The organism is Devosia sp. BK (assembly GCF_032907385.1).
GTDB lineage: Bacteria > Pseudomonadota > Alphaproteobacteria > Rhizobiales > Devosiaceae > Devosia.
Genome location: NZ_JAIMBX010000002.1, coordinates 1 through 19,472 on the forward strand (window position 1 = coordinate 1; position 19,472 = coordinate 19,472).

Below are 19,472 nucleotides of genomic sequence, written 5' to 3' on the forward strand. Positions count from 1 at the left end.
GGGCGTTCGACTTGCATGTGTTAAGCCTGCCGCCAGCGTTCGTTCTGAGCCAGGATCAAACTCTCAAGTTTAATCATGACATGGTCGCTGAATGCACATTTGCGTTTGACGAGGACACACACCTTATTTGTCTGCAATCCGAAAACTGCGACAAGGTATATGTACCTCTTAGGAAACGTGCACCCATCGAAAGTCTTGTAACAACTTCCACCGGAATTGCTTCCAGCTTCAGTTCGCAAGAACCTCGCCGTCCACGTTTCTCTTTCTTCTTTTCTTCACAATGTCAAAGAGCTGACCTTCACACCCCAAGGGCCGAACGTCGGTGAGGCAACCGCCTCGCATTTCTACCAACAAAACAAACCCGCGTTCCGGTTGCCCGGCAGCCAGCCTGCCCTGTCAGATTGCGCTAATCAGTGGGAACAACTAAAGTCATTCGCGTCGTCAGCGTCGCGGTTTCTAGTGAAGTTCTTTTTCACTGTCAATCGCTTTTTTCGAAATTTCAGCAGAACCGAATTTCCGAGAGTTGCTTAATGTCCGAATTTTCGTTCGTTTTCAGCAACTTGGCTTTCGTCGTTGGCGTCTTGCGGCGCCGCGGTCTCAAGCGATGACCGGGTTATAGGGGCGGTCCTTTTTTCTGTAAACCCCTCATCGTGACAAAAACGACATTTTCCAAATTGGCTGGGATCGGCTGTGTGGAAAACTCGACTGAACCACCAGAGATTTCAGGCGTTACGGTCTGTTCGTGGTTTCTGGTCCCTAAACGGCAGCGTGATCGACCCTCAAAACTCACTCCCCGCTTTCGCCGCATTTTCGCAGGATATGACGGCCATTGTAATCGGCCTCCCGTCTCCTTAGGTTGCGCGTATATAAAGGAGCGGCCGACGCACGGCCCCTTGGGGGAAGACCAGTTTATAAGCGAAGGACGGCGCGTTGAACGCTGCGCAAAGAAATCGCCATGCTTCCCTGTTGCGCGCCAGCGGGTTTGAAGAAGGCCCGGCCCTGACGATGCAATCGACCGATGGTGAAATTCCCCAAGGACGGGAATTGAGCTTTGCCTGGTTGAGCGGCACGGTGATGACCGGTTTGACCAGCGTCCTTCTTATGGGCGCGGCACTCTATGTCTCTTTCCAGGGTCAGGATACCTTCTCTACCGCCTATAAGGCATTACAGCTCGCAGCCCCGCGGCTGAGCCAGACCCTTTCGAGCGATATCACCGCCAAATCATCGCGCGTCCGTCCTGTTGCCGAAACCCGCTCGGATCTCGAAACCATCGAAGCGTCGGTGCGCCAGGTTGTCGATGGCCGCGAAATGTTGCGCAATCAGCCCTTCATCCGTCTGCGCGCGACGCTTGCAACGACGGCGACAAATCTCTCGGCCGATGCGCCCTCTTATGATCCCGTCGCTATATTGAATGCCACCCAGCCGCTGCAGGCCGTGGCGCTCGATCTCAACGCCGACGTTTATGGCACCGATGTCGATGGCGAAGTCGCGGTGAAAACCGCCGACATGCCGCTGAGCTATGTCCCAAAGACCGACATTTCCGATCAGGTCGCCGCCGATTTCGTCCGCGGCAGTGCCGACGCCACCTTCTATACGGAAGACGCGCCGCCGACCCTGGCCTATGCCGCGCTTGGGCCGAGCCTTGAAGACCTGACGAACCAGGGCACTGGCACGACGCCCAATGGCGTTGCGGAAAATGTCACCGTCGTTCCCAAGACTACGGTCGCTGCCGCCAATGGCCCCGGCCGCACCGAACGCTTCATGACTGTGCGCGAACTTGGCCCGCTTGCCGATACATTGACCCGCAACGGCTTCACCGCCGCGCAGGTGTCGATGGTCGAGGCGACGCTTTCCAATCTTATTCCGGCAGGCGGTCTCCCCGCCGGCATCCGCCTTCGGATTCTCTATGGTCCCCTGACCAGCGACGCCAATAGTCTCGTGCCCTATCGCATGTCGATCTATCGGCCGGAGGGCACGCCGGGCGATCCACATATCGCGACCGTCGCCCTCAGCGACAATGGCCAATATGTCGTCGGCCTCCAGCCGGACTGGGTGGATTTCCCGCAAGAAGATATCGAGCAGATCAATGTCGGCAATCTGCCCACGGTCTATCGCTCGATCTGGGAAACCGGCCGCAAGCATGATCTGAGCGACGATACGATCGAGCGGATTATCGGCATGTTCGCCTACGACGTCGACATGAACAAGCGCATCGCGGCCGGTGACACGATCGAGATCCTCGAAACCCAGGACACGCCGGACGCCAAGCCCGAGCTTCTCTATGTGTCGCTCACCCTATCGGGCACCAAGCGCCAGCTTTATCGGTTCGCAACCGCCGACGGCACGGTCGATTTTTATGATCCCGACGGCGAAACCGGCAAGCGCTTCCTCAATCGCCGTCCGCTCGAAGGCGGCGGCACGCTTCGCTCGCGCTTCGGCTATCGCATCCATCCGATCTTCCACACGCGCAAACTGCACACCGGCGTCGATCTTGCGGCCCGCACTGGCACGCCGATTTATGCCGCGGGCGATGGCACGATCGAATATTACCGCTGGCAGTCGGGCTACGGCAACAAGATCGAAATCAAGCACGTCAATGGCTACGAAACCGCCTATGGCCACCTCTCGCGTTTCGTCGACGGGCTTGGCGTGGGCTCAAAGGTCCGCCAGGGCCAGGTGATCGGCTATGTCGGCTCGACCGGCCAATCGACCGGTCCGCACCTCCACTTCGAGATGCACATCAATGGCAATCTCGTCGATCCGCTGAGCGTGAAACTCCCCAAGGACAATGTGCTGGCGGCGCAATATCGCGACAGCTTCAAGCAGGCCATGGCCCAGATCGACGATCTCCTCTCCCGTGAAGGCACGCCGACCAAGGTCGCCTCCGCCGCTCATTCCGACTAGGCGGGTTTTCGCCAGGGTCCCTATTCGGCCCGGGCGATCCACACCGCCAATTCATTGCCGCCGGGCTCGCGGAAGTGGAAACGGCGTCCGCCCGGAAAATCGAACTGCGCCTTGGTGATGACGCCGCCGGCGGCGATCACTCGACGCTCGGCAGCGTCGATATCCTCGGTCCGCACGATGGCCATCGTCGCGCCAACCTTGTCAGGTGCCTGATCGACACCACCATCGATCCCCGCATTATCGATCGCATCATAGTCCGGCCCATAGCTTGTCGCGCCCCAACCGAAGGCCGCGCGAAAGAAGCCGCTCGTTGCGGCCCGGTCGGTCGAAGGAAATTCGATATAGTCGATTTTGTCTGTCATGGCTGCCCCCGATGTTCTTATTTTGTTCTAACCACAACACCTATCCGGTTCAAGCAGAATTCGACGCATATTCCACGAAAAGAAAAGGGCCGATCGTGCGATCGGCCCTCTCCGTCAGCTGTGGTGACTACGCCGCTGCATCTTGTTCCGCATCGCCGCCAGGAAGGAGAACGATCCCCTCATCCCCGGCATCGACGATGACCCGCGATCCATCCGAGACCTTGCCCGAAAGGATCGCCTCGGCCAACTCGTCCTGCACGGCGCGCTGGATGACGCGCTTAAGCGGACGCGCGCCATAAGCGGGATCGTAGCCTTCGTTCGCCAGCCACTCCCGCGCCTTGGCGGTGAGTTCAAGCGTGATGTCCCGATCGTGCAGAAGCTTTTCGAGCCGGCCGAACTGGATATCGACAATGGAACCCATGTGTTCGCGCCCAAGGCGATGGAATAGCAGGATTTCGTCGATCCGGTTCAAGAACTCAGGCCGGAACGACGCCTTGACCATGTCGAGCACCTTGCCCCGCACGAGCTCCACCGATTCCCCATCCTTGAGATCGACGAGATATTCCGCGCCGATATTGGAGGTGAGGATGATGACCGCGTTGCGGAAATCGACCGTACGCCCCTGCCCGTCCGTCAGCCGCCCATCGTCGAGCACCTGGAGGAGAACATTGAACACATCGGGATGCGCCTTTTCGATCTCGTCGAAAAGGATCACCTGATAGGGCCGACGCCGCACGGCTTCGGTTAGCACGCCGCCTTCGTCATAGCCGACATAGCCCGGAGGGGCGCCGATCAGTCGAGCGACGGAGTGCTTTTCCATGAACTCGGACATATCGAGCCGCACCATGGCGGTCTCGTCGTCAAAGAGGAACTGCGCCAAAGCCTTGGTCAGCTCGGTTTTGCCGACCCCGGTTGGTCCGAGGAACATGAACGAGCCGATCGGCCGGTTCGGATCCTGCAAGCCGGCACGCGACCGGCGTACGGCCTTTGCCACCGCCGCCACGGCTTCGGACTGCCCGATGACGCGCGCGCCAAGCGAGGTCTCCATGTGGAGGAGCTTTTCGCGTTCGCCTTCCATCATCCGGTCGACCGGAATGCCCGTCCAGCGCGACACCACCTGGGCGATATCGGTCGGCTCGACAGTTTCCTTGGCCATAACCGGATCGGGCTTGCCATCGCCATTCGGGTCGTCCGCCGTTTTCAGCCGCTTTTCGAGATCGGGAATGACGCCATAGGCAAGCTCGCCCGCGCGCGCCAGGTCCCCCTGCCGCTGCGCGATTTCGAGCTGGGAACGCGCGGCATCGAGCTCTTCCTTGAGCTTGGTCGATCCCTGCAGACGTTCTTTTTCCGCAAGCCACTTTGAGGACAGTGCCTGCGCCTGTTCTTCGAGCCCGGACAGATCCTGTTCGAGCCGGTCGAGCCGCGTGCGCGAGCCGTCGTCGCTTTCCTTCTTGAGCGCCTCGCGCTCGATTTTGAGCTGCATGATGCGCCGATCAAGCTCGTCGAGCGCCTCGGGCTTCGAATCCACCGCCATGCGCAGCCGCGCTGCCGCCTCGTCCATCAGGTCGATGGCTTTGTCGGGCAGGAAGCGGTCGGTAATATAGCGGTTGCTGAGCGTCGCCGCACTTACGAGCGCCGAGTCGGCAATGCGAATGCCGTGGTGCAGTTCGTACTTTTCCTTGAGCCCGCGTAGGATCGAGATCGTATCTTCGACGGTCGGCTCGGACACGAAGACCGGCTGGAAGCGCCGGGCCAGTGCCGGATCTTTTTCGACATGCTTGCGATATTCATCGAGCGTCGTCGCGCCGACGCAGTGGAGCTCACCGCGCGCCAGTGCAGGTTTAAGGAGATTGGACGCATCCATCGCCCCATCCGCCTTGCCTGCGCCGACAAGCGTATGCATTTCGTCGATGAAGAGAATGATCTGCCCCTCGGCCGACTGCACTTCCGACAGCACAGACTTCAAGCGCTCTTCAAACTCGCCGCGATACTTCGCGCCGGCAATCAGCGCGCCCATGTCGAGCGACAGCAAGCTTTTGTTCTTGAGCGATTCCGGCACATCGCCATTGACGATGCGGATGGCCAGACCTTCGGCGATCGCCGTCTTGCCGACGCCGGGTTCACCGATCAGCACCGGATTGTTCTTGGTGCGGCGGCTCAGCACCTGAATGGTGCGGCGGATTTCTTCGTCGCGGCCGATAACCGGGTCGAGCTTGCCTTCGCGCACATCCTGGGTCAGGTCGCGGGCATATTTCTTGAGCGCATCATAGGCGTTCTCAGCCGATGCCGAGTCAGCCGTGCGGCCCTTGCGGATTTCTTCGATCGCGGTGTTGATGCCCTGCGGCGTCACGCCGGCAGCGGCCAGAATGCGCCCGGCATCGGTGTCTTTTTCGACAACCATGGCCAGCAGCAATCGTTCGGCCGTGACAAAGCTATCTCCGGCTTTCTTTGCGGCGCTTTCTGCGGTGTCGAACACGCGCGCCAAGTCACGGCTCAGCGACAATTGCGCAGCATCGCCTGAAACTTTTGGAATCTTGTTGAGCGCCGCCTCGACGCCAGCGCGCGCAGCCTTAGCGTCGCCCCCGGCGCGTTCGATCAGACCCGAGGCCAAGCCCTGGTCATCGTCGAGCAGCACTTTTAACAGATGGACCGGCGCAAACTGCTGGTGGCCCTTGCCCAGCGCCGTGGTCTGCGCGCTCTGGATAAAGCCGCGCGAGCGCTCGGTGTATTTTTCGATATTCATTCAACTCTCCAAGTCTTGCTCGCCACCCAGCCCCCAAGAGGCACCGGCATGACGACGGAAGCGTCGGTGATGAAACGCCCGAAAAACCCGGCGCGCTGCATCATCGAAGAGATATATGGGAAGGATTTTTGGGGCGGCAATGGTGGGCGACTTGCGAAACCGCCGAGGTATGGTGAGGATCTATCAGTAACCCTCATGGTGAGGCGCGAAGCGAAGCGCAGCCTCGAACCACGATGGTGTGCCACCGCAATAGGGGAGCCAGATTGGAAGTCACCGTATACATCCTCCGCTGCTCCGATGGCTCCTACTATACCGGGCTCACCAAGCGCGACATCGAAGACCGCGTCGATGAACACAATGCCGGTTCAAACCCCGGCTATACCCAGACCCGCCGTCCGGTCGAACTGGTGTTCATCGAAACCTATGAGCGGATCGTCGACGCCATCGACCGCGAGCGTCAGATCAAAGGCTGGAGCCGCCGCAAGAAAGAAGCCCTCATTCGCTACGACTACGAAGGCCTCCCAGCGCTCGCGAGCCGCAAGCATCGGTGAACCCGCCCCCGTGGTTCGAGGCCCCGGGTCAAGCCCGGGGCACCTCACCATGAGGGCTCCGGGAAGTCAGCCAACCCCAAACCTCCCAGTAACCCTCATGGTGAGGTGCGAAGCGAAGCGTAGCCTCGAACCACGAGGGTGTGCCCCGATATTTTAGATCAATAGGTGGCCCCCACGCCCCGGCGACACATCGACCCGGATCCACCCGTCCCCATCCCGCCGCCCAATCAACTCGGCCCGCGCGCCGTTCTCAAAACTGTAGAGCATATCTGCGCCCATCTGATATGGCCCCGGCGCCGCGTCATATGCCGCCAGATAATGCCGCCCAATTGCGCCGCGCTCAGCCGTGGGCAGCGCGGCATCCACCGCCGCCCATGCCTCCGCGTCATCGAGCACCACACGCCCTTTCGGATAAAATATTGCCGATCCCCGCGACGACCCCAGTTCGCCATAGTGGATCACAAACGCGTCCACACCCTTCCGCCACTCCGGCACATATCGAATGCGCGCCGAGTCAGCTTTCGGGTGCAGCACGCCATAGTAAGCGGCCAGATGCAGTTGCGCCGCCACGGCAATCTCTGCTTCGGCGTCATCGCCCAGTTCGAACAGCACCGCCTCCATGCCCGGCACCACGGCGCGGATTTCCGTTGCCGCCATCGCGGCAAGATCGCTCCGTCTCGCGCGCCAGAGCCGGCGCACCGCACCGGGATGATCACCCGCCAGTTCATGCACGTGAAAATCGATGCCGTTGAATGGCAGGTCCTGCGGCTCCGGCCCCTGCCGCCGCTCGATGATGCCGAGCATCCACTCAAGCGGCTCAAAGCCGAGATTGTCGAAATCGGACTGCAAAAATCCTGTCGACGACCAATAAGGCCCGGCAATCCCCGGCCGCTCGAGTTCCCGTGCCGTCAGCGCCGCAATGAAATCAGAATCGAAATAGGGCCCGTCCGCGTCCTGCGACTCACCCGCCCCCATCCGCCCCAACACATGGGCAGCGCAAGCCCGCACATGATCCGATGGATGGTCGAGAATTTCGGGCAGGCACTTGCCATCCCAATCCGCAATCCCGCCAATCAGCACAATCAGGCCCTCGACCCGCTCTGCCAGCGGCCCCGCGCTATGCGACAGCAGCTTCCGCAACCACGGCAGAATGACCTGCGGATAGGGCTCGCTATCGCCTTTGTATCGCAGCTCATGGAGGAAAAACGCGACGACATCGTCGTGCCGCTCTGCCTGCCTGTCGACAAGGCCAAGCAGCCACCGCGCCCGCTCAAGCTTGGCGGCCGTTGCCGCTTCACTCTCATCGAACACTTGCGCATGTTCCGACCAGAACACGGCCATGGAGAGCCGCTCGATGGCTGCCGCCCGCGTTTCGGCATCGTCGCTCTCGACGAGCGCCGCGACACCTTCATACCACTCGGGCCAATCCTTGGCCTCGAATTGATGCAGCGGCGCCTTGAGAAGGGATGAGGTTGCGGTTTTTTCCATGCCGCAACCCTAGCAAAGCATCCGACGATTTTGAGGCAGGCTCAGGCCCGCTCTTCCCAGACCTTGGCCAATTCGACGATGGTCTGCACCGCCCGTTCCATATCCTGCTGGCTCACCCATTCGAGCGGCGAGTGGAAGGCGTGGCCGCCGGCAAAGATATTGGCGGTCGGCAGGCCCATGAACGACAGGCGCGAGCCATCCGTGCCGCCGCGGATCGATTTTTGCACCGGGGTCATCCCGGCCCGGCGGATCGCCTCGGCGGCGTTTTCGATGATTTCAGGGTGCTGGTCGAGCACCTGTTTCATGTTGCGATATTGCTCATGGGTCGTGATCGCATAGCGCGAGCCGGGGAAATCGGCGAGTACCGACCGGGCGAGATCATCGACCATGTCGCGCTTTTGCCGAAGACCTTCCTCGGTGAAATCGCGGATGATCATCTTGATCACGGCCTTTTCCATCGACCCGGTGATTTCGGTCGGATGCACGAAACCATCGCGGCCTTCGGTCCCCTCGGGCGATACATCGCGTGGCAGCCGCGCGAGGATCGCGCCGGCGATCTTGATGGAGTTTTCCATCCGGTCCTTGGCATAGCCGGGATGAATGGCAACGCCGGTGATTTCGAGCGTCAGCCCATCGGCCGAAAAGCTTTCGTCCTCGACATGCCCGGCCGTGCTGCCGTCCATCGTATAGGCAAAGCGCGCGCCGAGTTTTTCGAGATCAGCCTTATCCACCCCGCGCCCGATTTCCTCGTCCGGCGTGAACAGCAGTTTTATCGTGCCGTGCCGGATCGATGTGTCCTCGAGCAGAATCTCGGCCGCTGTCACGATCTCAGCGAGGCCAGCCTTGTCGTCGGCCCCGAGAAGGGTCGTGCCATCGGTCGTCACCAGATCATTGCCGATCTGGTTCTTGAGTTCAGGATGCTCGGCGACCTTGATGACCCGCCCCGAATTGCCGAGCGTGATATCCCCGCCCTGATAATTGCTCACGATTTTGGGCTGCACCCCGGTCCCCGAAAAATCGGGCGCCGTGTCCATATGCGAGCAGAAGCAGATGACGGGAACGTCCTTGTCGGTATTGGCCGGCACCGTCGCATAGACATAGCCATGCTGGTCCATATGCGCGTCGCTGAGCCCGATCGCGAGCAGTTCCTCGACCAGAACCCGCCCCAGATCCTTCTGCTTTTCCGTAGATGGCTGGCTCGGCGAATCCGCGTCGGATTGCGTATCGATAACGACATAGCGGAGGAAGCGATCGAGAACGGTATCGGTCATGGGTCTATCCGGCAGATAAAAACGACATTGCTTCAGCATAACGCGGCGGAGGCCTGAGGCACACCCGGGCAGAGCCTATCTGTCCACCCAAAATCTCACGTCTGCCCGCCCAAAATATTGATGGCATAGGCGAGAATGCCGATGTTGAAGGCGAACGCCGCCATGGTGTGGATCAGCACGACGCGCCTGAAACTGCCGCTCTCGATGCTGACATCGGAGGTCTGGAAGGTCATGCCAAGCGTGAAACTGAAATAGAAAAAGTCCCAATAGTCGGGCGTGTCGACCTTGGGGAAATCGAGCCCGCCGCGATCGGAGCCATCGGCCTGCCCATAATAGAGGTGGGCATAATGGAGCCCGAAGACGACATTGGCGAAGAGCCAGGCGAGCGCCAGCGTCACGAGGACAAGCGGAATTTCGCCTGCAGCGCTGCTCTTGTCCCCCACCAGGGTCCCGATGGAAACAAGCACCACAAGCAGAATGACGATGGTAATCGCCAATAGGCCCGTGCGGTTGGTGTCGTTTGCCGCAGCGCTCCGGCGCATGTCGAGCGCGTCATGGCCGCGAAGCCGCAAGAGGTAGAGCAGGAACACCACACAGGCCGCGTCGAAGCCGAACAGCAGCGATTCCGAAATCGGGACCCCAGCCAGCAGCGCTCCCGAAACGACGACGACGAGCGCCACCGCAAAGGCAATGAATGAAGGCGGCGCGACATAGGCACGAAGAAGACCGATCACGCGCATCGACAAGGGCCCCGGTTCTGTTCCAGCCAATTGGAACGTCCCGATGTCTTCTACATTAGCTATGATCTGATGCGAAACAGGACGGAGACCCAGATGCTTTGGATAATTGCGATCATTCTGCTCGGACTATGGGCCGTCGGGCTCGCCTTCAAGGTCGCTGGTGCGCTGATCCACCTTCTCCTCGTGATCGCCGTGATCGTCGTCCTCTTCAAGCTCTTCACCGGCCGACGCAGCGTCTAACGCCGCACAAAGCCTGATCAGTTAAGTTTGGATATCAACATGCTGCAGAGGCTGGGCGCGATCCGCACCCAGCTTTTTGTGCTGTCCTAGGCTCTGTCTAGAGCGCCCAGACTAGCAAGAGCATGGGCACCGAGACAAGGATCACCAACAGGGACAGCGGCAAGCCCAATCGCCAATAATCGCCGAACCGATAGCCGCCCGGCCCCATCACCAGCGTATTGCACTGGTGACCGATGGGCGTGAGGAAATCTGAGCCCGCGCCAATTGCCACAGCCATCAAGAAGGCCTCAGGCTGATATCCGAGATCGGCCGCAAAGGTCGCTGCGATCGGCGCCATCACCAGCACGGTCGCGGCATTGTTGAGGAACGGCGTCACAGCCATCGCGACGACCAGAATGAGCGCAAGCGCCCCATAGGCCGGCAGCACCGACGCCGTCGAGGACAGCCAATTGGCAATCAGGTCCGTTGCCCCGGTGGTGCGCAGCGAGTCGCTGACCGGGATCAGCGCTGCCAGCATGATCAGGATTGGCGCGTCGATATGGGTATAGACATCACGCAGCGGCACGGTACGGGTCGCAACCATGAAAACAGCGGCGGCAAAAAACGCGATCGGGACTGAAACAAGGCCAAGCGCCGTGCTACCCATGGCAAGAATGAGGATCAGGACCGGAATGAGGCCATTGCGGATGCTGCCAATGGTCAGGTTACGCTCGACGAGGGGCAAACAGTCCCAATCGCGCAACCGTCCCGGCAGCGTGTCGAGATCGCCCTGCAGCACGAGGACGTCGCCAACATTAAAGCGGATCTCGCCCAGGCGCTCGGTCAGGCGTTTATCGCGACGCGCAACGGCGAGGAGGTTGAGACCTTCAGCGTCGAACAGTGCCAATTCCTTGGCGGTGCGGCCGACCAGCGACGAACTATCGCCCACAACGGCCTCGACCACCCCGACTTCCCTCGCAGACACGGCATGGTCGCGCCTTTCGGAAAAGGCGAGCTTTCCCTGCGAGACGATCCTGTCGAGTGCATCGGGCTCGCCCTCGACGATCAGCAGTTCGCCTTCATGGACAAGAGAATCGGGCAGCGGCAGGCGGCGCTTGCCGTTCGCCGCGATGATACCGGTGATCATCGCCTGGCCACCGCCAAGGCGCTGCACCGCGCCCACGGTTTCCCCGATGCTGGGCGAATCGGCCGGCACGCGGACTTCGGTCGTATAGTTCTTGATGGAAATGGCCTGATCGAGCGAGCTTTTGACCTGGCTGCGCTCGGGCAGAAGTCGATAGCAAAGCGCCAGGAACACCACACCCACTAAAGCCAGCGACGCGCCGACGGGCGTGAAATCGAACATCGTAAACGGAGTACCTGTCAGTTCCTCGCGCACGCGGGAGACGATGACATTTGGGGAGGTACCGATCTGCGTCATCAGACCGCCGAGCAGCGCACCAAAGGACATCGGCATTAGAAACAGAGACGGCGACACACCAGATTTTCGCGCCATCTGAAAGGCGATCGGCATCATGATCGCCAGCGCACCGATATTCTTGATGAACGCAGACAGCAGAGTGACTGTCAGCACTAGAACCACCAGTTGCGCGCGCGGCGTCCGCAGATTGGGCGCAAAGCGCCGGACGGCAACTTCCATGACGCCCGAGCGCGCCACTGCGGCGCTGACGACAAGGGCGCTACCGACGATCACGACGATATCGTCGGAAAGGCCGGTGAACGCATCCTCGGGCGCAACGATCCCCGCTGCAACTGCCGCCAGAAGCGCCCCGACGGCGACCAGATCATAGCGCCATCGGCCCCAGACGAAGGCGACCATCATGAAGAAAATGATGCCGAACGCGAAAATTTGCGGCGTGGTCATTCAGTGTACTCCCCCAGATTTGGGCAACGGCCCAACCTGGCGATAAGTCGAAGCCAGGCAGCAATTTTTCGCGCGTCGTAAACAATTGCCTGATGCAAGCATCGCTTACATAGATCGCAGCAACAGCGCTCTTACCCCTGCTCCCGTGAACAAGCCGCTGAGTCGATCACGCCGGAATTTCATCGAGCAGGATCGAAAGCTCAGCCAGGGGCTCCGCGCCCTCGTCAAGCTTATGGACCAGCCGCTCGCCTGCCTGCTCCAGCCGCTTGTTTGAAGCCAGTCTTTTGCCAACGGCCTTATCTGCCGGCGTGAACGCGATGGCGCGAGGACCGGCATCGATCTGGGCCACACCAAGCGCCGCCGCCTTGAGGCCAAAGCGCGCGTGGTCTAGCAACATCTCGACCTCGGGTGGGCGATCGCCAAACCGGTCTTCCAGTTCATCCGCGAAATCATCCACCTCTTCTGGCCGCGAAAATCGCTGCAACCGGGCATAGAGATTGATGCGCAGCACGGCCTCGGGCACGTAGTCGATCGGGATACTGCCCGATGCGCCAAGGTTCAGCTTTGCCGAACGCCGCTTCTCGGTTTCCTCGCCCTTGGCCCGACGCAGCGCCCCTTCCAGAAGTTGCTGATAAAGGCTGGCCCCAATCAGGTGCAGGTGTCCGGCCTGATCCTCACCCAGAAGATCCCCCGCCCCGCGCAATTCGAGATCGCGCGCGCTGATCTCGAACCCGGCACCCAACCGGTCAAAGGCTTCTAGCGTCGAGAGTCGCGCCCGCGTTGCTTCGGCAATCTCCTCTTCGGGCGCGGTATAGAGATAGGCCACGCCCTGCGCTCGTCCGCGCCCCACCCGGCCCCGCAATTGATGCAATTGCGCCAGTCCAAAGCGATCCGCCCGCCAGATAAGCATCGTATTGGCCCGCGGCACATCAAGGCCACTTTCGATGATATTGGTCGCGAGCAGCACATCGCCCTCGCCATTGGCAAAGCCGAGAAGCGCGGTATCGATCTCCTTTGCCGGCAGTTCGCCATGCGCCACGACGACGCTGAGATCGGGCACGATGCGCGCCAGTTCCTCGGCGACCTTAGCGATGTCTTCGATGCGCGGCACGACGACGAAACTTTGCCCATTGCGGCGCTTCTCGCGCAGCAGTGCCGTCCGCGCCGATGCCGCATCGAATGGCACCAGGAACGTCCTGATCGGCCGCCGCCGCGCTGGTGGTGTCGCGATAATGCTCGCGTCCTGCAATCCCACCATCGCCGCCTGCAATGTGCGGGGAATGGGCGTCGCGCTCATCGAGAGCATATGAACGGCTTCGGTCATCTCCTGCAGCTGGCGCTTGATCTTGGCGCCAAACCGCTGCTCCTCGTCGAGGATGACGAGACCCAGTTCGGGCAGGCTCACATCGTCCGCAACAATGGCGTGCGTCGCAACCACGATGCGGATTTCACCACTCTCCAACTGCGCCTTCACGGCCTTGTTCTCGGCCGCCGAATTGAGACGCGAGAGGTGACCGATGGTTATCTCGGTGCCCGCAAAGCGGCGCTCGAAACTATGAAGGTGCTGTCGCGCCAGCACCGTCGTTGGTGCAACGACGGCCACCTGCTTGCCGGCCAGCGCCGCTGCAGCCGCAGCCCGTAGCGCCACCTCGGTCTTGCCAAAGCCGACATCGCCACAGACGAGACGGTTCATCCGCCGGCCTGAGCCGAGATCCTCCAGCACCGCGGCAATCGCCGCTGCCTGATCGGGCGTTTCGGCATAGGGGAAGCGCGTGGCAAGGCGTTGATAGGCGGCCTTTGGCGGCCGCAACACCGGCGCTTCGGCCTTGAGCCGCGCTTCGGCAAGTTCGGCCAAACGCGCGGCGGCTTCATCGATCTCGGCACTGACGCTGGCGCGCTTCTTGAACCAGGCATCGGTATTGAGCCGATCGAGCGTCACCGCATCGGGCTCGGCACCATAGCGCCATAGCTTGCTGAAATCCTCGACCGGCACCAGCAGCGACGCATCGCCATGATATTCAAGCCGGATCGTATCCTGGGCAACGCCATCGACTTCGACTTGGGTCAGATCGCGGAGAATGCCGACGCCATGGTCTTCATGGACGACGACATCGCCCACCCGCAATTCGACCGGCGCCAGCAATTGCTGCGCCGATTGGGTTGCATTCAATCGGCTCCCCAGCACATCGGCTGCCGCGATGACGACCAGACCGGCACGCGCATCGACAAATCCCTCGTCGAGATCGAATGGCGCCATATAGACGCCAGCCGATCCATCCAAGGCACCGAGCCCGGCACCCAGATCCGAAACGTCGACGCTCTGCCGCCGCAGGATTTTGCGGAGGGGCTGTTGCTCGCCCGGCGTTCCGCAGACGATCACCTGCCGCTTGAGCGCCAACTGCTCCTTGATGAAAGCGCTAAGGCTCCCGCCCGGGCTGCGCACCGCCGAAAAGTCCGGCACTGTCTCGAGCTCGTCGAGATCGACATCCAACTCTTCGGTCTTGGCGCAAGCCGCATCCCAAGCCTTTGCATCGAGATAAAGCTCGTCGACCGGTCGGGCTTTTCTCGCTTCCCCGAAATCGCACGCTGTGGAATAGGCTTCGGCGATCTGTTCGTGGATCGCCGCGATATTCTCGTGAGCCATGGGCGAAACGACCATCCGCCCCTTGGGGAGATAATCGAACAGCGTCTCAAGCTTGTCATAGCGCTCGCCGAGGCGATGCTCATCGACATCGACCGTGTCGGCGTCCTCCGCAATCCATTCCGACGCGGGACCAAGCTGCAGCGTCTCGATTTCCTCGAGCGAGCGCTGGCTGCGCGGATCATAGCGCGTCATCGTTTCGATCGTGCCGTCTTCAGCGTCCGTAATCCGGATCGGCGCATCGGCATCGGCCGGAAACACTTCCACTACATTGCCGCGAATGGCGATCTCGCCGGGCTCGTCCACGCGATCGTCGATCACATAGCCCGTACGCAACACGAAGCGCTCAAAAGCCTCGCGATCAAGCAGCTCTCCCCGCATCAGGGTAAGCAGCGCCTCGTCGACAATTTTGCGCGGCGGCAGTTTCTGCACCACCGCCTGAGGCGAGGTGACGACGATCCGACCGGTTTTGGCCGGTTCGGTCATGCGCCGCAGGCTTGCCATCCGCCGCCCCATGCTTTCGCTCGATGGCCGGGCGCGATCATAGGGCAGGCAATCCCAGGGCTGCAGATGAAGCACATCAGCCCCAGGGGCAAAGCCGGCCAGCGCCCGCGCTGTTTCCTCGCTCCGCCGCTCGCTCGAAGCGACATAACAGAGGTCGCCCCCGCTATGCGTCCACAACTGCGCGAGCCGAAACCCGACCGCTGCAGCCGTAGGTTGTGTTGCCGCCCGGCTGTCGCCGTTTTGCTGGTTGGGAAGGCCCGATGGCAGAAGAGGCGAGACAAGCGCCGGGTCGTTCTGACTAGCCACGGGCCAGTCCCTCATCTGCGCAGGAAGAAACCACCGCTACCGGCAGCAACAGGCCGATAAAGCGCGAATACGATAAGACAGACATGCGTGAGGACTCCATGTGTCCTCCAATACCCGCCGTCCCCCATGGTTCCGATGGAGCGGTCGAGGTGCGCTCGCGCATATCACGGGTTTCATGTCCGGCCCTCTTTTAGGCGCGCTCATGCGTGCCGAAACGCGCGGATTTTCAAACGGACAACCCTCCGGGCAAAAACTGCTACGCCGCCGCGGGATATTAGACTACCAGTTTCATAGACATTGTTGATTTGTGACGCCCTCGGGATAGGCTTTGCTCCGGTTAGGGCTGCAGGGCGGCCCACGAAGAAAAGGGTCACACCGTGTCATTGTTCGCGCGCGTCAGCGGAAAATTCAGTCGCCTTCTGGTGGTCGGGGCGCTTTTGTCCTCGGTATCGGCCAGTGCGGTTCTGGCTCAGGAAACCCCTGTGCAGGGCGGCACGCTCGTTTATCTCGAGCAGCAGGCCCACACCAATCTCTATCCCCCGGCCGGCGGCTTTTATCCCAATAGCGGCATTCTCAATCAGATCACCGACAAGCTGACCTGGCAGAACCCCGAGACGCTCAAGAACGAGCCCTGGATTGCACAAAGCTGGGAGATCAATGCCGACGCGACCGAATATACCTTCAAGCTGCGCGATGGCGTGACCTTCTCCGATGGCACCCCGCTCGATGCCGAAGCCGTCGCCAAGAACTTCGACACCTTCGGTCTCGGCAACAAGGAGCTGGGTTATCCGGTCGCCGAAGCGATCAACAACTATGACCACAGCGAAGTCATCGACCCGCTGACCATCAAGTTCGTCTTCAAGGCGCCAGCTCCCGGCTTCCTCCAGGCGACATCGGTTATTGGTTCGGGCCTTGTGGCCCCGAGTGTCCTCGATCAGCCCTATAACGAACTGGGCGATGCGACCAAGATTATCGGCTCCGGCCCCTTCGTTGTCGAAAGCGAAGTGCTCGGCCAGAGCCTCAACCTCAAAGCGCGCGAGGATTATGCCTGGGGGCCGGAGAGCCTTGCGCATCAGGGACGAGCCTATCTCGATGCCATCCAATATGTCGTGACGCCGGAAGACAGCGTCCGCATTGGGGCACTGCTCGCCGGACAGGCCGATGTCATCCGCCAGATCCAGGCCTATGACGAGGCGCAGGTGGAGCAGCAAGGCTATGAAATCCTCTCCGCGCCCACCCGTGGGGTCAACAACAACGTCTCCTTCCGTCCCGAAAATCCGCTCGTCGCCGATCTAAAAGTGCGTCAGGCGCTGACCGCCGCGACCAATAGCGAAGAGATCGTCTCGACGCTTTTTTCGAGCCACTATCCGCGCGCCACGTCGGTGATCGCTTCGACCGCTTCGGGCTATGTCGATCTCTCTGACAAGCTGGCTTTCGATCAGGACCGCGCCAAGGCGCTGCTCGATGAGGCCGGTTGGGTTCCCGGCGCCGATGGCATCCGCGAAAAGGACGGGCAAAAGCTCGAACTCAATATCTATGAGTCCCTGCCCCAGCCGCAAAACCGCGCGACGCTCCAGCTTCTCAGCCAGCAATGGGCTCAGGTCGGTGTCAAGCTCAACGTGCTGGCCGGCGATAGCGGCAGCGCAACGACGGATAATCTCGACCCGCTGAAGACCCCGCTTCGTCCAGCCATGGTCGGTCGTGCCGATCCCGATGTGATCAAGTCGAATTTCTATCCGACCAATCGCGACTCGCTTTTGCAAAAGGGCGGCACCAACCCCAATGCGACCTGGGAAGATCCTGAGCTCAACAAGCTCCTTCTTTCCATCGCCTCGGAGCCCGATAGCGACAAGCGCCTCAAGCTCACGGCCGATGTTCAGGCCTACCTCCTCGACCAGGCCTATGTGATCCCGATCTTTGAAGAGCCGCAGGTCTTTGCCGGTGCGCCCTATGTCCACGACGTCACCTTCGACGCCGTCGCCCGCCCGAGCTTTTACAACACGTGGCTTTCCCCGCGCTGATCCCAAACCAGGGCGCCCCGCCATCGGGGCGCCTCCCTATTTCAGGAGTTGGCGATGACTCAAGCGATCGTTTCCCGCATCGGACAGGCCCTGGTGGTGCTGCTCCTCGCGTTCACGGCGTCCTTCCTGCTGCTGCAGGCGCTGCCGGGCGACGCCATCCTGATCAAATACCAGAACCCGGAAATGGGTCTGACACCCGAGCAGATCGCAGAAATCCGCGTGCTCTATGGCGCCGATGCACCGATTTGGGCGCAGTATGGCAATACGCTTTGGAATTTCCTCCAAGGCAGTTTCGGCTATTCCATCCAGGCCGGCGTGCCGGTCAATACGCTCCTTGCCACCAATCTGCCGCCAACCCTGCGGCTCGCGAGCCTCGCGCTCTTCATCGCCATTGTGCTGGCCTTCGCCATTGCATTTGCCTCGACCCTCGCGCCATTCCGCTGGCTGCGCAACGCCCTCGCCTCCTTGCCGGCGCTGATGATCTCGGTGCCGGTCTTCTGGCTCGGCATCATGCTGATCCAGATTTTTTCCTTCCGGCTGCGGCTGGTGCCTATCATCAATCCCAATGAATTCCAGGCGCTGATCCTGCCGGTGCTGACTCTGGCTTTGCCCATTGCGGCGCCGCTGGCGCAGATCCTCATCCGCAGCCTCGACGAGGTGGAAGCTCAGCCCTTCGTTGCGGTGGCCCGGGCCAAGGGCGCGACGCGCAAAGGCGTGCTCTGGCGCCATGTGCTGCGCAACGCACTTTTGCCGGTCTTGACCATTGCCGGCCTCCTCTTCGGCGAATTGCTGGCCGGCGCCGTCGTCACCGAAACCGTCTTCGGCATCAACGGCCTCGGCCGTATTACCGAACAGGCGGTGAGCAACCAGGATACCGCCGTCCTTCAGGCCATCGTCATCCTCGCCGCCGGTGGCTTCATTCTCATCAATCTTCTGGTCGATCTCGCCGCGCCCCTCATCGATCCGCGTCTCAAAAGAACAGTGGGAGCCCTCGCATGACGACGCTCGATCTCTTTGGCGCCCGCGCGCCATCGCGCCGCATTCCGCGCTTTGATCCGACGCTGGTTCTCTCCTGGGCCATCGTCGCGGTCGTGCTCGCCTGGGCCTTGGCCCCCGGTCTCTTCACGCCCCATAGCGGCACGGTCGGCATCGCCGGCAATCAGCTCAAGGCGCCCGACGCCGCCCACTGGTTCGGCACCGACGAAATCGGCCGCGATGTCCTCGCGCGTATCATCTATGGCGCCGCCAATTCGCTCGCCGGCGCCATCGTCGCCGTCGCGGTCGGCTTTTTCGGCGGCACCGCGCTGGGCCTCGTCGCCGGTTCAGTGGGCGGCAAGCTCGACATCGCCATCATGCGGATCGTCGATGTTCTCCTGTCCGTGCCCGGGCTTTTGCTGCAGCTCTCGATCATCATCATTTTGGGCTTCGGCACGGTCAATGTCGCCGTTGCCGTAGGCGTCACCATCGTTGCCGGCTTTGCCCGGCTGATGCGCTCCGAAGTCATCCGCGTGCGCCAGGCCGATTATGTCGAAGCGGCCTTCGGCAGCGGAGGGCGCTTTGCCGCCGTGCTGTGGCGCCATGTCCTGCCCAACTCGCTCGGCACGGTCATCGCCTATGCCGCGCTCCAGTTCGGCAGCGCCATCCTCGCGATTTCGACCCTCGGATTTCTCGGCTATGGCGCGCCGCCGCCGACCCCGGAATGGGGGCTTCTGATTTCGGAAGGCCGCAAATATCTCACCGCCGCCTGTTGGCTGACGACCTTTCCGGGCCTTGCCGTCATTCTCGTCGTGCTTGCCGCCAATCGCATCAGCCAATCGCTGCGGAGATCATCATGAAC

The 19,472-nt window shown here is 61.2% G+C and carries 13 protein-coding genes and 1 rRNA gene; 6 read left to right on the top strand and 8 right to left on the bottom strand.

Going from position 1 to position 19,472, the window contains the following annotated elements:
• Window positions 1-71: ribosomal RNA gene (locus tag DevBK_RS11885) — 16S ribosomal RNA — on the bottom strand; the annotation flags it as partial.
• Window positions 72-930: 859 nt separating this feature from the next.
• Between DevBK_RS11885 and DevBK_RS11890 the strand changes: the two genes are divergently transcribed.
• Entirely contained in the window at window positions 931-2,904 is a 1,974-nt protein-coding gene (locus DevBK_RS11890; protein ID WP_317185618.1) for a M23 family metallopeptidase, read from the top strand.
• A gap of 20 nt (window positions 2,905-2,924) precedes the next feature.
• Here the strand turns inward: DevBK_RS11890 and DevBK_RS11895 are convergent, their stop codons facing one another.
• Both DevBK_RS11895 and clpB read right to left on the bottom strand, forming a co-directional pair.
• Window positions 2,925-3,266, bottom strand: coding sequence for a VOC family protein (locus tag DevBK_RS11895; protein ID WP_317185619.1), 342 nt, complete (start codon window positions 3,264-3,266; stop codon window positions 2,925-2,927).
• A gap of 127 nt (window positions 3,267-3,393) precedes the next feature.
• Entirely contained in the window at window positions 3,394-6,009 is a 2,616-nt protein-coding gene (gene clpB, locus DevBK_RS11900; RefSeq protein WP_317185620.1) for an ATP-dependent chaperone ClpB, read from the bottom strand.
• Window positions 6,010-6,242: 233 nt separating this feature from the next.
• Between clpB and DevBK_RS11905 the strand changes: the two genes are divergently transcribed.
• A complete protein-coding gene (locus tag DevBK_RS11905) occupies window positions 6,243-6,560 on the top strand; it encodes a GIY-YIG nuclease family protein (RefSeq protein ID WP_317185621.1) in 318 nt (105 codons plus the stop codon).
• Between the two features lie 153 nt (window positions 6,561-6,713).
• Here the strand turns inward: DevBK_RS11905 and DevBK_RS11910 are convergent, their stop codons facing one another.
• The 3 genes from DevBK_RS11910 to DevBK_RS11920 form a co-directional block, all read right to left on the bottom strand.
• Window positions 6,714-8,048 carry a hypothetical protein gene (locus DevBK_RS11910; RefSeq protein ID WP_317185622.1) on the bottom strand — a complete coding sequence of 445 codons (1,335 nt, stop codon included), beginning with the start codon at window positions 8,046-8,048 and terminating at the stop codon, window positions 6,714-6,716.
• A gap of 41 nt (window positions 8,049-8,089) precedes the next feature.
• Entirely contained in the window at window positions 8,090-9,319 is a 1,230-nt protein-coding gene (gene pepT / locus DevBK_RS11915; protein ID WP_317185623.1) for a peptidase T, read from the bottom strand.
• Window positions 9,320-9,414: 95 nt separating this feature from the next.
• Window positions 9,415-10,059 carry a DUF1345 domain-containing protein gene (locus DevBK_RS11920; protein ID WP_317186102.1) on the bottom strand — a complete coding sequence of 215 codons (645 nt, stop codon included), beginning with the start codon at window positions 10,057-10,059 and terminating at the stop codon, window positions 9,415-9,417.
• Between the two features lie 93 nt (window positions 10,060-10,152).
• On the opposite strand from DevBK_RS11920, the gene DevBK_RS11925 reads away from it, so the two are divergent.
• Window positions 10,153-10,299 (top strand): lmo0937 family membrane protein, encoded by a 147-nt coding sequence (locus DevBK_RS11925; protein WP_156351884.1) that lies wholly within the window; start codon window positions 10,153-10,155, stop codon window positions 10,297-10,299.
• 97 nt (window positions 10,300-10,396) lie between these two features.
• Here the strand turns inward: DevBK_RS11925 and DevBK_RS11930 are convergent, their stop codons facing one another.
• A complete protein-coding gene (locus DevBK_RS11930; RefSeq protein WP_061908122.1) occupies window positions 10,397-12,163 on the bottom strand; it encodes an SLC13 family permease in 1,767 nt (588 codons plus the stop codon).
• Between the two features lie 166 nt (window positions 12,164-12,329).
• Window positions 12,330-15,614 (bottom strand): DEAD/DEAH box helicase, encoded by a 3,285-nt coding sequence (locus DevBK_RS11935; RefSeq protein WP_317185624.1) that lies wholly within the window; start codon window positions 15,612-15,614, stop codon window positions 12,330-12,332.
• A gap of 422 nt (window positions 15,615-16,036) precedes the next feature.
• Between DevBK_RS11935 and DevBK_RS11940 the strand changes: the two genes are divergently transcribed.
• The 3 genes from DevBK_RS11940 to DevBK_RS11950 are packed head-to-tail and all read left to right on the top strand — an operon-like array spanning window position 16,037 to window position 19,470.
• Window positions 16,037-17,635, top strand: coding sequence for a TIGR04028 family ABC transporter substrate-binding protein (locus tag DevBK_RS11940; RefSeq protein WP_410494080.1), 1,599 nt, complete (start codon window positions 16,037-16,039; stop codon window positions 17,633-17,635).
• Between the two features lie 54 nt (window positions 17,636-17,689).
• A complete protein-coding gene (locus DevBK_RS11945) occupies window positions 17,690-18,634 on the top strand; it encodes an ABC transporter permease (protein WP_317185625.1) in 945 nt (314 codons plus the stop codon).
• Complete coding sequence (locus DevBK_RS11950) at window positions 18,631-19,470, top strand: ABC transporter permease (RefSeq protein WP_317185626.1); 840 nt, start codon at window positions 18,631-18,633, stop codon at window positions 19,468-19,470. The genes DevBK_RS11945 and DevBK_RS11950 overlap by 4 nt, the downstream gene beginning before the upstream one ends.
• The last annotated feature ends 2 nt before the right edge of the window (window positions 19,471-19,472 follow it).

Bases quoted from the DNA above. Each gene is read 5' to 3' on its own strand.
- DevBK_RS11895 (WP_317185619.1), bottom strand. From the start codon at position 3,266: ATGACAGACAAAATCGACTATATCGAATTTCCTTCGACCGACCGGGCC.
- clpB (WP_317185620.1), bottom strand. From the start codon at position 6,009: ATGAATATCGAAAAATACACCGAGCGCTCGCGCGGCTTTATCCAGAGC.
- DevBK_RS11905 (WP_317185621.1), top strand. From the start codon at position 6,243: ATGGTGTGCCACCGCAATAGGGGAGCCAGATTGGAAGTCACCGTATAC.
- DevBK_RS11910 (WP_317185622.1), bottom strand. From the start codon at position 8,048: ATGGAAAAAACCGCAACCTCATCCCTTCTCAAGGCGCCGCTGCATCAA.
- pepT (WP_317185623.1), bottom strand. From the start codon at position 9,319: ATGACCGATACCGTTCTCGATCGCTTCCTCCGCTATGTCGTTATCGAT.
- DevBK_RS11920 (WP_317186102.1), bottom strand. From the start codon at position 10,059: ATGCGCGTGATCGGTCTTCTTCGTGCCTATGTCGCGCCGCCTTCATTC.
- DevBK_RS11925 (WP_156351884.1), top strand. From the start codon at position 10,153: ATGCTTTGGATAATTGCGATCATTCTGCTCGGACTATGGGCCGTCGGG.
- DevBK_RS11930 (WP_061908122.1), bottom strand. From the start codon at position 12,163: ATGACCACGCCGCAAATTTTCGCGTTCGGCATCATTTTCTTCATGATG.
- DevBK_RS11945 (WP_317185625.1), top strand. From the start codon at position 17,690: ATGACTCAAGCGATCGTTTCCCGCATCGGACAGGCCCTGGTGGTGCTG.
- DevBK_RS11950 (WP_317185626.1), top strand. From the start codon at position 18,631: ATGACGACGCTCGATCTCTTTGGCGCCCGCGCGCCATCGCGCCGCATT.